Origin of the sequence: Streptomyces sp. NPDC050416, assembly GCF_044458845.1 — a bacterium.
Taxonomy (GTDB): Bacteria; Actinomycetota; Actinomycetes; order Streptomycetales; family Streptomycetaceae; genus Streptomyces.
In genome coordinates, this window is the sequence record NZ_JBITII010000006.1 from 187,130 (window position 1) to 201,513 (window position 14,384).

The 14,384-nt window shown below is 70.2% G+C and carries 14 protein-coding genes; all 14 read right to left on the bottom strand.

The annotated features are described in order from the left end of the window. Positions 1–59: 59 nt before the first annotated feature. Positions 60–923 (bottom strand): Pro-rich N-terminal domain-containing protein, encoded by an 864-nt coding sequence (locus ACIBL4_RS20485; protein WP_399412013.1) that lies wholly within the window; start codon positions 921–923, stop codon positions 60–62. A gap of 165 nt (positions 924–1,088) precedes the next feature. Next, positions 1,089–2,180: a 3-dehydroquinate synthase gene (aroB, locus tag ACIBL4_RS20490; protein ID WP_399412015.1), complete on the bottom strand. Its 1,092-nt coding sequence runs from the start codon at positions 2,178–2,180 to the stop codon at positions 1,089–1,091. Further along, positions 2,177–2,689, bottom strand: coding sequence for a shikimate kinase (locus ACIBL4_RS20495; RefSeq protein WP_399412017.1), 513 nt, complete (start codon positions 2,687–2,689; stop codon positions 2,177–2,179). The genes aroB and ACIBL4_RS20495 overlap by 4 nt, the downstream gene beginning before the upstream one ends. Then, positions 2,686–3,870, bottom strand: coding sequence for a chorismate synthase (gene aroC / locus ACIBL4_RS20500; RefSeq protein ID WP_279546250.1), 1,185 nt, complete (start codon positions 3,868–3,870; stop codon positions 2,686–2,688). Before aroC ends, ACIBL4_RS20495 begins: the two co-directional genes overlap by 4 nt. A gap of 143 nt (positions 3,871–4,013) precedes the next feature. Further along, positions 4,014–4,400 (bottom strand): hypothetical protein, encoded by a 387-nt coding sequence (locus tag ACIBL4_RS20505; RefSeq protein WP_399412019.1) that lies wholly within the window; start codon positions 4,398–4,400, stop codon positions 4,014–4,016. A 51-nt stretch (positions 4,401–4,451) separates the two neighbouring features. After that, complete coding sequence (locus ACIBL4_RS20510) at positions 4,452–5,279, bottom strand: shikimate dehydrogenase (RefSeq protein WP_399412021.1); 828 nt, start codon at positions 5,277–5,279, stop codon at positions 4,452–4,454. Positions 5,280–5,304: 25 nt separating this feature from the next. After that, positions 5,305–7,071, bottom strand: coding sequence for an endolytic transglycosylase MltG (gene mltG, locus ACIBL4_RS20515; protein ID WP_399412023.1), 1,767 nt, complete (start codon positions 7,069–7,071; stop codon positions 5,305–5,307). Positions 7,072–7,192: 121 nt separating this feature from the next. Beyond that, positions 7,193–7,657, bottom strand: a complete 465-nt coding sequence (gene ruvX / locus ACIBL4_RS20520) for a Holliday junction resolvase RuvX (RefSeq protein WP_399412025.1) — start codon at positions 7,655–7,657, stop codon at positions 7,193–7,195. A 16-nt stretch (positions 7,658–7,673) separates the two neighbouring features. Next, positions 7,674–10,346 (bottom strand): alanine--tRNA ligase, encoded by a 2,673-nt coding sequence (gene alaS, locus ACIBL4_RS20525; RefSeq protein ID WP_399412027.1) that lies wholly within the window; start codon positions 10,344–10,346, stop codon positions 7,674–7,676. Further along, positions 10,346–10,717 carry a hypothetical protein gene (locus ACIBL4_RS20530; RefSeq protein WP_399412029.1) on the bottom strand — a complete coding sequence of 124 codons (372 nt, stop codon included), beginning with the start codon at positions 10,715–10,717 and terminating at the stop codon, positions 10,346–10,348. Before ACIBL4_RS20530 ends, alaS begins: the two co-directional genes overlap by 1 nt. Before the next feature lie 9 nt (positions 10,718–10,726). Beyond that, positions 10,727–11,167, bottom strand: a complete 441-nt coding sequence (locus tag ACIBL4_RS20535; RefSeq protein ID WP_040904142.1) for a DUF948 domain-containing protein — start codon at positions 11,165–11,167, stop codon at positions 10,727–10,729. 180 nt (positions 11,168–11,347) lie between these two features. Continuing rightward, the gene (rpsD, locus tag ACIBL4_RS20540; protein WP_010046470.1) at positions 11,348–11,962 is read right to left on the bottom strand and encodes a 30S ribosomal protein S4; all 615 of its coding nucleotides are present in this window, start codon (positions 11,960–11,962) and stop codon (positions 11,348–11,350) included. Between the two features lie 302 nt (positions 11,963–12,264). Continuing rightward, on the bottom strand, positions 12,265–13,617 hold the full coding sequence (locus ACIBL4_RS20545; protein WP_399412032.1) for a replication-associated recombination protein A: 1,353 nt from the start codon (positions 13,615–13,617) through the stop codon (positions 12,265–12,267). Positions 13,618–13,673: 56 nt separating this feature from the next. After that, entirely contained in the window at positions 13,674–14,330 is a 657-nt protein-coding gene (locus tag ACIBL4_RS20550; protein ID WP_399412034.1) for a vitamin K epoxide reductase family protein, read from the bottom strand. Positions 14,331–14,384 lie beyond the last annotated feature (54 nt).

The following is a 14,384-nucleotide window of genomic DNA, read 5'->3' on the forward strand; positions in this document are numbered from 1 at the left end:
CCAGCAGCGACGCCCCAGGGCACCGGAAACGCCGGGTTACCGCACCGACCCCACGCCGACTACCACTGCGGCGGACTCGCGATGGACCTGGCCAGTACATCGTCCAGCACCCGCGCCGTCTCCGGCACATCCAGCTGCGAGTTGTCGATGATCGGCAGACCGGACCCGTACCACCCGGCCATCCGCCCATGGATACGGGCGACCTCCTCGTCCGACAGCCGCCGATTCCCCGTGCGCTCCGCGTTGCGTTCCAGGACGATGTCCAGCCCGGGCAGCAGGACGACCGGCAGCAGGCCCGGCCCGACGTGCCGCTTCCAGCCGCCTAGGCCGACGACGGGCCGGTCGGGGAAGACCGCGTCGTCGAGGATGCAGGAGATGCCGTTGGCCAGGAAGTTCCGCGCGGCGAAACCGCACGTGCGGCGGGCGAGGCGGTACTGCGCCTCGGAGTTGTCGTTCCACCCGGACTGCGGGTCGGCGAAGCCCGAGCGGACCCACTCGCGTACGTCGTCGAGGCTGATGTGCGCCGTGGGGACCCGGCGATGGTCCGCCCAGTACTTGGCGACGCTGGTCTTCCCGGCACCGGCGGGCCCGATGAGCAGCACGGCGAGCGTCGTACCGGCCGGATCGGGGACCGCCGTGGCGGGCGGCGCGCTGGGCATGGCGACCGGGCCGCCGGGCGGCAGCGGCACATGGCCGGTGGTGTCCGGCGCCGGAGGAACGGAGGCCTGCGGCGGGGGCGCGCCCGGCCCGGGCGGGGGCACGGGATAGCCGGGCGCCGGGGGCGGCGGGGGCACGGGCGCGGGGCCCTGGTGCGCGCCCGGGTGCTGCGGGCCCGGGTGGTGTGCGGCCGGCGACCAGCCGACGGTCGGTCCGTGCCCCGGCTGGTGGGGCGGCGGCAGCGGAGAACCCACTGCGTGCTGCATCCGGTGCCACTCCGTCTCGTACAGGCGATGGGCGCTGACCAGCGGGGGCGGAACCCGCTGCTACCGAACGGTACCGCCCCCGGCCGGTGTTGTGTGAACGGCCGGGGGCGGTCCGAAGTGCCCGGCCGCGTAAGGCGATTTCGGGCGGACGGCGCGCCTGGGTACTTACTGTCCGACTTCGCCGTACGCGGCAAGCAGCACGGCCGGGTCGGGTCCTTCCAGAACGGTGGGCTTGGCCAGACCGTCGAGGACGATGAAGCGCAGCAGGTCGCCGCGGGACTTCTTGTCGACCTTCATGTTCTCCAGCAGCTTGGGCCACTGGTCGTGCCGGTAGTGCAGCGGCAGCCCGACGGCTTCGAGGACGGTGCGGTGGCGGTCGGCCGTGGCGTCGTCCAACCGGCCTGCAAGGCGGCCGAGTTCGGCGGCGAAGTGCATGCCCACCGAGACCGCGGCGCCGTGCCGCCACTTGTAGCGCTCGTTCTTCTCGATGGCGTGGCCGAGCGTGTGGCCGTAGTTGAGGATCTCGCGCAGGCCCGACTCCTTCAGGTCGGACGACACCACGTCGGCCTTGACCCGGATGGAGCGCTCGATGAGCTCGGCGGTGTGCGGGCCGGCCGGGGTACGGGCCGCCTCGGGATCGGACTCGATCAGGTCGAGGATCACCGGGTCGGCGATGAAGCCGGCCTTGATGACCTCCGCGAGTCCGGAGACGTAGTCGTTGACCGGGAGGGAGTCCAGCGCGGCCAGGTCGCAGAGCACACCGGCGGGCGGATGGAAGGCACCGACCAGGTTCTTGCCCTCGGCGGTGTTGATGCCGGTCTTGCCGCCGACGGCCGCGTCGACCATGGCGAGCACGGTGGTCGGGATCGCGATCCAGCGCACGCCGCGCAGCCAGGTGGCGGCCACGAACCCGGCGAGGTCCGTGGTCGCGCCGCCGCCGACACCGACGATGACGTCCGTGCGGGTGAACCCGGACTGGCCCAGCGCCTTCCAGCAGTAGGCGGCGACCTCGGCGGTCTTCGCCTCCTCGGCGTTGGGCACCTGGATGGCGACCGCCTCGTAGCCCTGCCCGGCCAGGTCGGCGCGCAGACCGTCACCGGTCTCGGCCAGTGCCTCGGGGTGGACGATCGCGACCCGCTTGGCCCTGCCCCCGATCAACCCGGGCAGCTCGCCGAGGAGTTGCCGGCCCACGAGGACCTCGTAGGGCTCGGTGCCCGCCGTGCCGCCGACATGGATCCGCGTCACTGCCTCAGTCATGCTTCCTTCAACTCCAGTGCGTCCAGGGCGGCTCGGGTGACCTCTTCGGGGGTGCGGCCGTCGGTGGCGACCACGGCGGTGGCGACCTCCTCGTAGAGGTGCCGGCGGGCCTCCATCAGCTCGCGCCACTGCTTGCGCGGGTTGACGGCGAGCAGCGGCCGGGCCGCGTTGAGACCGGTGCGCTTGACCGCCTCGTCGACGTCCATCGACAGGTACACCACGCGCTGCCCGGCGAGCAGCGCGCGCGTGTCCGGGTCGAGGACGGCGCCGCCGCCCAAGGCCAGCACACCGTCGTGCCCGGCCAGTGCCTCGCGCACGGCCTGCTTCTCGATCGCGCGGAAGGCGGACTCGCCCTCCTCGACGAAGATCTCGGCGATGGTCCGGCCCTGAGCGGCGACGATGTCGTCGTCGGTGTCCCGGTAGCCGGTCCCGAGCCGCTCGGCCAGCAGCTGCCCGACGGTGGACTTGCCCACGCCCATCGGGCCGACCAGCACGATCAGCGGGCTCATCGGATGGCCAGGTTGTCGAGGTAGGACCGCACGTTGCGGCGGGTCTCGGCCACGTTGTCGCCGCCGAACTTCTCCGCGACCGCGTCCGCGAGGACGAGGGCGACCATGGCCTCGGCGACGATGCCGGCGGCGGGCACCGCGCACACGTCGGAACGCTGGTGGTGGGCGGCGGTGGCCTCGCCGGTGACGACGTCCACCGTCTTCAGCGCCCGCGGCACGGTCGCGATCGGCTTCATCGCCGCCCGGACGCGCAGCAGCTCACCGGTGGACAGCCCGCCCTCGGTGCCGCCGGAGCGGCCGGTGGTCCGCTTGATGCCCTCGTCGGTCGCGACGATCTCGTCGTGCGCCTTGGAGCCGGGGACGCGGGCCAGGTCGAAGCCGTCGCCGACCTCGACTCCCTTGATCGCCTGGATGCCCATCAGGGCGGCGGCCAGGCGGGCGTCCAGGCGGCGGTCCCAGTGCACGTGCGAACCGAGGCCGACCGGCACCTCGTACGCCAGCACCTCGACCACGCCGCCGAGGGTGTCGCCGTCCTTGTGGGCCTGGTCGATCTCGGCGACCATCGCCTTCGACGCGTCGGCGTCCAGGCAGCGCACCGGGTCCGCGTCCAGCTTCTCCACGTCCGCGGGCGTCGGGTACACGCCGTACGGCGCCTTAGCGGCCGCGAGTTCCACCACGTGGGAGACGATCTCGATGCCGGTCGTCTCCTTCAGGTACGACCGGGCCACCGCGCCGAGGGCGACCCGGGCCGCGGTCTCGCGCGCGGAGGCGCGCTCCAGGATCGGACGGGCCTCGTCGAAGCCGTACTTCTGCATCCCCGCGAGGTCGGCGTGGCCGGGGCGGGGACGGGTCAGCGGGGCGTTGCGGGCGAGGCCGTCGAGGATCTCCGGGTCGACCGGGTCGGCCGCCATGACCTGTTCCCACTTGGGCCACTCGGTGTTGCCCACCATGATCGCGACCGGGGAGCCGAGGCTGAGGCCGTGCCGGACGCCACCGAGGAAGGTGATCTCGTCACGCTCGAACTTCATCCGAGCACCGCGCCCATAGCCCAGGCGCCGCCTCGCGAGATGGTCCGCCACCATGTCCGTGGTGATCGGCACGCCGGCGGGAAGGCCCTCCAGCGTCGCGACGAGTGCGGGACCGTGGGATTCCCCCGCGGTCAGCCAGCGCAACCTGCTCAACGGTGCTCCTCAGTGTTCGCGGCGTGCTTACTGCCCAGCGTACGCACCTCATCGCGTACGGCGACGGCCCGACCGGGTGCGCGGCCCCGGTCCGCCACCCACGATCCTGCCACGTCCGGAGCGTGGACCCGGCCGCCGGTCCATCAGGCGGACGAGGCCGGACCGCCGGTCTGCCGCTGCGGCGCGTACGCGCCCAGGAAGTCCGCGCCACTCGGCTGCTGCGCGGTCTGCGTCTGCTGCGGCGCGTAAGTGCCGAGATGGTCGGCTCCGCTGCCCTGCTGCTGCGGTGCGTACTCCCCCAGGTAGTCCGCTCCGCGTCCCTGCCCGTACTGCGCCGCCGCGTGGACGGGCCGGCCGCTCCGTACGGCCCGCCTGTAGGCGATCTTGCGCTTGATCTTGACCGCCCAGGACGCGAGGACCGCGAGCACGATCAGGGCGAGCACCGTGATCTGCACCCAGTCGGGCAGGAATCCCAGCAGGGACTCGAATATCTGCGACTTGACGGACGCCTGAGGCATGCCGGTGGACATGACTGGTTCTCCCCTCCCCTGTTCCGCCCCCTGCGGAACCGAGAGCGGATCCTATCGGGCCGCCAGTGCCCGCTCGCCCGCTTTTCGCATGGCGTCCAGCGGGGCCGGGGCCCGCCCCGTCATCTGCTCGACCTGCAGCACGGCTTGGTGCACCAGCAGATCGAGGCCGCTGACGACCGCGCCGCCGTACGCCGACCAGCGGGCGGCGAGGGCGGTCGGCCAGGGCTCGTAGAGCACGTCGAACAGGGCCGTCGGGCGCTCCGGGACGGATCGGGCGAGGGCGTCGGTGGTACCCGCCGGCGTGGTGCTGATCACCAGCGGGGCGTGCAGGGCCTGCTCGGCGTCCGCCCAGTCGGCGATGCGCACCGAGACCTCCAGCCGCTCGGCCCACTGCCGCATCTCGGCGGCCCGGGTCTCGCTGCGCACGTACACGGTGATCTCGCCCGGGCAGACCCGGGCCAGCGCGGCCAGTGCGGACGAGGCGGTGGCGCCGGCGCCCAGGATCGCGGCGGCCTCGACCTTGTCGATGCCGTGCTCGCGCAAGGCCGCGACGATGCCGGGGACGTCGGTGTTGTCGCCGGTCCGGCGGCCGTCCTGGGTGAGGACGACCGTGTTGACCGCGTCGACGGAGGCCGCGGTCTCGCTGATCCCGTCGAGCAGCGGGATCACGGCCCGCTTCAGCGGCATGGTCAGCGACAGCCCCGCCCATTCGGGACCGAGCGTCTCGAAGAACCCGGGCAGTGCGGCCTCGTCGACTTCGAATCGGTCGTACGTCCAGCCGGCCAGCCCCAACTCTTCGTAGGCCGCGCGGTGCAGGACCGGGGAGAGCGAGTGAGCGATCGGGGAGCCGAGTACGGCGGCTCGGCGATGTGCGGCCATCAGGTCTTCCTCAGTTGTTCCGCGATCAGTTGTTCCGCGAGGCGTTGAACTTGTCGACCAGCTTCTGGTGCTCCGCGTTGGTCTTGGTGAACTCGCTGGTCTTGCCGTCCAGCGAGATGAAGTAGTACCAGCCGTCCTTGGTCGGGTTGAGGGCTCCCTTGAGCGCCGCCTCGCCCGGGTTGTCGATCGGTCCGGGCGGCAGGCCCTTGTGGAAGTACGTGTTGTACGGGTTGTCGTAGTTCCGCAGCTCGCTCAGACTCAGATCGATCTTGCTCTGGTTCTTGATGTAGTTGTAGGTGGAGTCGAACTCCAGCATGCCGTTGGTCTGCGGGTTCCCCGGCTTCATGCGGTTGTAGACGACCTCGGCCATCTTGCGGAAGTCGTCGTGGCTCGTGCCCTCGGCCTGGGCCAGGCTCGCGACGGTGATCAGCTGCCAGGGGTCTTCGAGTCCGAGGCTCCGGGCCTTCTTCTCCACGCCGAGCTTCTCGTACGTCCGGGTGGCCCGGGTCACCATCTGTTTCAGCACGTCCTCGGGCTTCTGCCCCTTGGCGATGCCGTAGCTGGAGGGGTAGAGGAACCCTTCCAGCGGGTCCTTGACGTTCTCGTGGTTCAGCGCCCAGTCGGGCAGGCCGAGCTTCTTCCAGTCCTTCTTGGCGACCGCGGCGGTGGTGCCGTCCTTGACCTCCAGCCGCTTGTCGATGAGCCGGTAGATGTCGGCGTTGCGCTTGCCCTCGGCGATGATCAGGTTGTCGCGGCTCTCCGGGCTGAGCATCAGTTCGACCGCACTGTCGGCCGACATTTGCTTTTGCAGCGTGTACACGCCGTCCTGGATGGTCCTGCCGTCGGGGTTGCCGGCCTGCGCCGAGACGAACGCGTCGACGCTCTTGACGACGCCCGCGGACTTCAGCACGCGGCCGATCGTGTAACCGTCCGCGCCCTGCGGGATCTCGACGGTCACCTGCTGCCCGTTGCCGTCCCCCGCGTAGTCCGGGGCGTCGCCGAAACGATCCTTGACGAACTGGTAGCCGAAGTAGCTGACACCTGCCAGTCCGCCGCCGAGGACCAGGACGACCACCAGGCAGGCCATTCCGCTGCGGCGCTTCTTGGGCTTGCCGCCGCGTCCCCGCTGGTCGTCGCGCCGACGGCGGTCGCCCGGCTCGTCGGCGTCGTCATCGTCGTCACCGCCCGCGAAGAAGGCGTGCTCACCCTGGTCGGGGCCGGGGTCCCAGTCGGTCTCCTGCTCCGGCTCGGCCCGCCGCCGGCCGGGCGGCTCCGGTGGCGGATACGCGTCGGGGGTGCCGTAGTAGTCGGACTGGCCCTGGCCGTACGCATCGGTTTGCTGACCGTACGGGTCGGCGGGATCGCCGGGATAGGAGACCTGCTGGTGCGGGCCGTTGGCCCAGCCGCCGTTGTCGTACTGCTGCTGGTGGTATCCCGGGTCCTGCGGGTATCCCTGGTCCTGCTGGTGCCCCTGCCCTTGGTTCCCCTGCCCCGGGTACTGCCCCTGCCCCTGGTTCCCCTGCCCCGGGTACTGCTGATGCCCGTGGGCCTGTGCCGCGTACTGCTGCTGGCCGTACTGGTACTGCTGTTGCTGCTGCGCCTGACCGTATCCGGCCTGCTCACCGGTGCCCCAGTCGCCGTACTGCGGCTGCTCTGGATAGCGCTGTGGCTGGCCGCCGTAGGGAGACTGCTGACCCTGGTGGGCCTGCTCTCCTCCCCATCCGCCGTCCCCGTACAACGGGTCCTCCGGATGCCACGGTTCGGAGCCTTGGCCCCGGCCATACTCAGTCATCGATCCCCTAGAGCCGCGAGGCGGCGGTCACGCGGCTTCCGGCTCGGCTCCCGTCCCGCCTCTTGCTGTGCGGTGGCTGTTCGAATGCCGCCGCATCGCGCGGAACGTTACCGTATCGCGATCAGATGACCACTTCGACGCCTTCCCCGGGTGCTTTACCTGACACCCGTTCGGATTCCAGCGCCTGTTGGAGGATGATCACCGCCGCCGCCTGGTCGATGACGGACCGCCCCTTCTTGGTCTTCACGCCCGAGGCGCGCAGTCCCTGACTGGCCGTCACCGTCGTCATGCGTTCGTCCACGAGTCTCACCGGAACCGGGGAGATCATGCGCGCCAGTTCCTGGGCGAAGCCCCGGACCTTGACCGCGGCCGGGCCCTCGCCGCCCTTGAGGGAGCGCGGGAGACCGACCACGACCTCGATGGGCTCGTACTCCTCGACGAGTTGCTTCAACCGCCGGTGAGCTGCGGGGATGTCACGACCCGGGACCGTCTCCACCGGGGTGGCGAGGATCCCGTCGGGGTCGCACGAGGCGACCCCGATACGGGCGTCCCCGACGTCGATCGCGAGTCGACGTCCTCTGCGCATCTTCCAGACCCGTTTCTTACTTGGCCGTCTCGGCGACCAGGCGCTCCACGGCGTCCACGGCGTCACCGATCGCGGCCGGGTTCTGGCCGCCGCCCTGGGCGACGTCAGGCTTGCCGCCACCGCCGCCACCGAGGGTCTTGGCGGCCGTACGGACCAGGTCGCCGGCCTTCAGGCCGCGCTCGCGGGCGGCCTCATTGGTGGCGATGACCGTCAGCGGCTTGCCGTTCGCCACCGTGAACAGGGCGACCACGGCGGCCCGTCCGCCCTGGATGCGTCCGCGCACGTCGAGCACGAGCTTGCGCAGGTCGTCGGCCGTCGTGCCGTCCGGGACCCGGCCGGTCACGACAGCAACGCCACGGACGTCCTTGGCGGACTCGGCGAGGCCGGCGGCGGCCTGGAGGACCTTCTCGGCGCGGAACTTCTCGATCTCCTTCTCGGCGTCCTTCAGCTTGCCGAGCATGGCGGAAACCTTCTCCGGGAGCTCCTCCGGACGGCCCTTGATCAGCTCCTGGAGCTGGGCGACGACCGTGTGCTCCCGGGCGAGGAAGTTGTAGGCGTCCACGCCGACCAGGGCCTCGATGCGGCGGACACCGGAGCCGATGGACGACTCGCCGAGCAGTTTCACCAGGCCCAGCTGGGCGGTGTTGTGCACGTGCGTGCCGCCGCACAGCTCCTTGGAGAAGTCGCCGATGGTCACGACACGCACGCGCTCGCCGTACTTCTCGCCGAACTCGGCGATGGCGCCCTGCTTCTTGGCCTCGTCGATGCCCATGACATCGGCGCGGACGTCCAGGTCGCGGGCGAGCACCTCGTTGATCTTCTGCTCGACGTCGGTCATCACGGCCGTCGGAACGGCGGACGGGGAACCGAAGTCGAAGCGGAAGCGGCCGGGCTGGTTCTCGGAACCGGCCTGGGCGGCCGTCGGGCCGAGGGCGTCACGCAGGGCCTGGTGGGTCAGGTGCGTGGCCGAGTGAGCACGGGCGATGGCCTTGCGGCGGCGGTCGTCGATGGCGGCGTGGGCCTTGGCACCGACGGTGACCTCGCCGACCTGGACGACACCCTTGTGCACATAGACACCCGGGACCGGCTTCTGGCAGTCGCGGACCTCGACGACGGCACCGGAGTCGGTCCTGATCTTGCCGGTGTCACCGATCTGGCCGCCACCCTCGGCGTAGAACGGCGTGCGGTCGAGGACGATCTCGACCTCGTCGCCCTCGGTGGCGGCCGGGGAGGAGACGCCGTCGACGAGGATGCCGACAACCGTGGACTCGCCCTCGGTGTCGGTGTAGCCGATGAAGTCGGTGGCTCCGGCCCGGTCGGCGATCTCGCGGTAGGCGCCGAGGTCGGCGTGGCCGGTCTTCTTGGACTGGGCGTCGGCCTTGGCGCGCTCCCGCTGCTCCTTCATCAGGCGGCGGAAGCCCTCCTCGTCCACGGAGAGGCCCTGCTCGGCGGCCATCTCCAGGGTGAGGTCGATCGGGAAGCCCCAGGTGTCGTGGAGCAGGAAGGCCTTGTCGCCGGGCAGCACCGTGGAGCCGGCGGCCTTGGTGTCGCTGACGGCCGTGTCGAGGATGTTGGTGCCGGCCTTCAGCGTCTTGAGGAAGGCGTTCTCCTCGGCGAGGGCGACCTTCTCGATGCGCTCGCGGTCGGTGATGAGCTCGGGGTACTGCTGGCCCATCATGCCGATGACGACGTCGATCAGGTCCTTGACGACCGGGCCGGTGGCGCCGAGCAGGCGCATGTTGCGGATGGCGCGGCGCATGATGCGGCGCAGCACGTAACCGCGGCCCTCGTTACCCGGGGTGACGCCGTCGCCGATGAGCATGGTGGCGGTGCGCATGTGGTCGGTGACCACGCGCAGGGACACGTCCGAGGAGTGGGCGTCGCCGTAGCGGACGCCGGTCAGCTCGGTGGCCTTCTCGATGACGGCCATGGAGGTGTCGATCTCGTACATGTTCTGCACGCCCTGCAGGATCATGGCGAGACGTTCGAGGCCGAGGCCGGTATCGATGTTCTTGCTGGGCAGGTCGCCGAGGATCTCGAAGTTGTCCTTGCCGGTGCCCTCGCCCCGCTCGTACTGCATGAAGACGAGGTTCCAGATCTCCACGTACCGCTCGTCGTTGACGGCGGGGCCGCCCTCGGCGCCGAACTCGGGGCCGCGGTCGTAGTTGATCTCGGAGCAGGGGCCGCACGGGCCGGGGACGCCCATGGACCAGTAGTTGTCCTTCATGCCGAGGCGCTGGATGCGCTCCTTCGGCACGCCGACGACCTCGTGCCAGATGCGCTCGGCCTCGTCGTCGTCCTTGTAGACGGTGATCCACAGGCGCTCGGGGTCGAGGCCGTAACCGCCCTTGTCCTGGGGGCTGGTGAGCAGCTCCCAGGCGAGCTGGATGGCGCCTTCCTTGAAGTAGTCGCCGAAGGAGAAGTTGCCGCACATCTGGAAGAACGTGCCGTGGCGCGTGGTCTTGCCGACCTCTTCGATGTCGGGCGTACGGACGCACTTCTGCACGCTCGTGGCGCGGCTGAAGGGCGGCTTGACCTCACCCAGGAAGTAGGGCTTGAAGGGCACCATGCCGGCCGGGACGAGGAGCAGAGTCGGGTCGTCCGCGATGAGCGACGCCGAAGGGACGACGGTGTGACCGCGCTCCTCGAAGAAGCTCAACCAGCGGCGGCGAATCTCAGCCGACTCCATCAGTGGTCCTCATTCCGGTTGTACGAATTCTTCTTGTACGTGGACGACGTGCTGTCGATGACGTACGTCTTCGGCTCTGTGCGGTTCTCGATGGCGGCGTGCCGCCGGGGCGCGGGGAGTTCGGGGTCGACGGAGGCGTTGAGCCCAAGCGCGTCGCCCAGTTCGGCCTCCCGCTGGGCCATGTTGTCGCGGACGTCGAGCGCGAAGTCGACCGCTCGGTCCTTGAGCCGGTGGCCGGCCTCGAGCGCCTTGTTGCCCGCGGCTTTGGCGAGGCTCTCGGGCGTCAGCTGCTTCAGCTTCCGGTTGACCTTGGTGGTGGCCCACACTCCGGCGGCGACGCCGGTGGTGAACCAGAACGTACGGCGGAACATCGCTGGCTCTCAGTCCCTCTTCCCTCGGGCGCTGCGCCGAGAGACCGTGCGGCCCACGATCACGGTACGCCTCGACGCCTTGCCGGGCACGTCCTCCTTGCGGCCGCCGAGGGCTCGGCGCACGCCGTAGCCGAAGGCGGCGACCTTGACCAGGGGGCCGCCGAAGGTGGAGGCGACGGTGGTCGACAGCGCGGAGGCGTTCGACGTGACCTCCTGGACGTCGGAGGCGATCGAGTCGACGCGATCGATCTGGGTCTGCGCGGAGCGCACCGCCGCGGAGGCGTCGGCCAGCAGCGGGACGGCCTGATCGGTCACATCCGCCACGAGCTTGGTGGTCGCCCTGAGCGTCTGGGCCAGCCTCGCCAGCGCGACGGCGAGGAAGGAGACCAGGATCGCCCAGAAGACCGCCACCAGGATTCCGGCCACCTCTCCACCGGACACTGTGTGCACCCGCTCCCTGAAAAACGTGCCTGAACATCGAAAAAGTCGTGCGACGAGCCTATCGCGCCGGGGATGCGGCTCCGTACCGGATTACCGCCCGGGGACGGCGGATTCACGAAAGCCCGCCGCCTCGCCCGCCCGAAAGGGGCGGGGAGACGGCGGGCTGAGGTACCGCGCGCCTGCCGTGGATCAGCGGGCGTAGTACTCGACGACGAGCTGCTCGTCGCAGATCACCGGGATCTCCTTGCGGTTCGGCTCGCGGTCCAGGCGGAACGCCAGGGCCTTGAGGTTCACCTGGAGGTAGCGCGGGGTCTCACCGTCGGGGGCGAAGCCACCCTCACGAGCGATCGTGAAGAGGGTCTTCTCCTTGGAGCGCTCGCGGACCTGCACCACGTCGTCCGGACGGACACGGAAGGAGGGCTTGTCGACCTTCTTGCCGTTGACCGCGATGTGGCCGTGGACGACCATCTGGCGGGCCTGGTAGATCGTGCGGGCGATGCCCGAACGCAGGACCAGGGCGTCGAGACGGCGCTCCAGCTCGATGATCAGGGCCTCACCGGTCTTGCCCTGGACCTTGGAGGCACGCTCGTAGGCGCGGACGAGCTGGCGCTCGGACACGTCGTACTGCGCGCGCAGGCGCTGCTTCTCGAGCAGACGGACCTTGTAGTCCGAGTTCTGCTTGCGGCCACGGCCGTGCTCACCGGGCGGGTACGGGCGGGCCTCGAAGTACTTGACGGCCTTCGGGGTGAGCGCGATGCCGAGGGCACGCGACTTCTTGACCTTGGGGCGGGACTGGTTCGCCACTGTTTCTCGTTTCCTAGTGTCGGCTTGTCAGGGTTGTGGGAGGTCGCATCCGCAGCCGGGGAAACCCGCCTCGGTCCTGGTGGACCTCGGTGGGCAGCCGCTCCCCTGGTCTGGGCACATACGTGCAGCACGCGAGTGGCCCACCGACCGGTCCCGTCCTGCGACGGATGGTGGTGGGCTGCCCGCGACACCGTTCGACGGTGCGCGACGCTCCTGGAGCCGATCCCGGGGGACCGGGCTCCGGCCGACTGTCCCGTTCTGACTGCACGGGACGCGGCACTCCGAATGAGTTTACAGGGTGCTCAGGTCCGCTTTCGACCGAGGTTCTTCCGGGTCCACTCGACCGCGTCCGCGTAGCGGGCCTCCGCGCCGTGCCGGGTCGGCTCGTAGTATTCGCGGTCCTTCAGGGCGTCCGGAGCGTACTGCTGGGCGGCGATGCCCTCGGGCAGGTCGTGCGGGTAGACGTAGCCCTGGCCGTGGCCGAGCTTGGTGGCGCCCTTGTAGTGGCTGTCGCGCAGATGCGCGGGGACGGGGCCGGCCAGTCCCTTGCGTACGTCCTCCAGGGCGGCGCCGATCGCGGTGGTCGCGGCGTTGGACTTGGGCGCCAGGGCGAGGGCGATGGTGGCGTGGCTGAGGGTGAGGGCGGCCTCCGGGAAGCCGATCATGGCGACGGCCTGGGCGGCGGCGACCGCCGTCTGCAGAGCGGTCGGGTCCGCCAGGCCGATGTCCTCGCTGGCGGAGATCATCAGGCGCCGGGCGATGAAGCGGGGGTCCTCGCCGGCCTCGATCATCCGGGCCAGGTAGTGCAGGGCGGCGTCGACGTCGGAGCCGCGGATGGACTTGATCAGGGCGCTGGCCACGTCGTAGTGCTGGTCGCCGTCGCGGTCGTACTTCACGGCGGCCCGGTCGACCGTCTCCTCCAGCGTCGTCAGGCCGATCTCCGTCTCGCCCTTGTCGAGGGCGGCTCCTGCGGCGGCCTCCAGGGCTGTCAGGGCGCGGCGGGCGTCGCCGCCGGCGATGCGCAGGAGGTGGCTCTCGGTCTCCTCGGGCAGGGTGACGGCGCCCTTGAGGCCGCGCTCGTCGGTCAGGGCCCGCTGGACGAGGCCCTTGATGTCGTCGTCCGTGAGCGGTTCCAGGGTGAGCAGCAGGGAGCGGGACAGCAGGGGCGAGATCACCGAGAAGTACGGGTTCTCCGTCGTCGCCGCGATCAGTGTCACCCAGCGGTTCTCGACGGCCGGGAGGAGGGAGTCCTGCTGGGCCTTGCTGAATCGATGGATCTCGTCGAGGAAGAGGACGGTCTCCTTGCCGTATCCGCCGGAGGCGCGGCGGGCGCCGTCGATGACCGAGCGGACCTCCTTGACGCCCGCGGTGATCGCCGACAGTTCGACGAAGCGGGCGTCGGTGGCCTTGGAGACGACGTACGCCAGGGTGGTCTTGCCGGTGCCGGGCGGGCCCCAGAGGATCACCGAGGAGGGACCGGCCGGGCCGGAGGCCTCGCCGACCAGTCTGCGCAGGGGCGAGCCCGGCTTCAGCAGATGCCGCTGGCCCACGACCTCGTCGAGGGTGCGCGGGCGCATCCGCACCGCCAGGGGGCTGCTGGACGGCTCCTTCTCCTGGCGTTCTTCTGCTGCGGCGGTGAACAGGTCGGGCTCCACGTCAGAAACCCTAAATCACGGCACTGACAATCCCTCCGGGCCCTGGTGCTCCCGGCTCAGCTCATCCAGAAGTCCCACCAGCGGGTCAGGATCAGCATGCCGATGATGCCGATGTGCAGCACGGGCATGACCCAGGTGAACTCGCCGAAGAAGCTCTTGAGCCAGGCCGGGGCGGGCAGAAAGCCCTTGCGGATGTTGAACGACGTCACGTACCAGAACATCAGGATCGTGGCGACCCAGGCCAGGGAGCACCACAGGCACAGCGCGTTGATGCGGTACAGGGACTGGAACATCAGCCAGGCGCAGAAGACGACGCCGAACAGGCAGCCGGCGTTGAAGGTGAGCCAGTACCAGCGCGGGAAGCGGGCGCGGGCGAGCAGGCTCACGCCGACGCCGATGACGACGGCGTAGCAGACGAGGCCGAGCATCGGGTTCGGGAAACCGAAGACGGCGGCCTGCTTGCTCTCCATGACGCTGCCGCAGGAGACGACGGGGTTGAGGCTGCAGCCGGGCGTGAACGTCGTGCCCGCGACCTTGGCTTCGAGGATCTTGAACTTGTCGATCGTGATGACCCACGAGGCGAGCAGTCCGGCCGCGCCGGTGATCACCAGCAGCAGGGCGAGGGCCCGGCTGCCGCCCTCGGTGCGGGGCGTGATCTCGGCGCGCTCCGACTCGGGCTCCATGGAGACGTCCTTGACTGTCGTCTTGCTCATCACGCCGATTCCGTCGCTTGAGGTCTGACCAACTTCGGGCAGTGCCATTCTGCC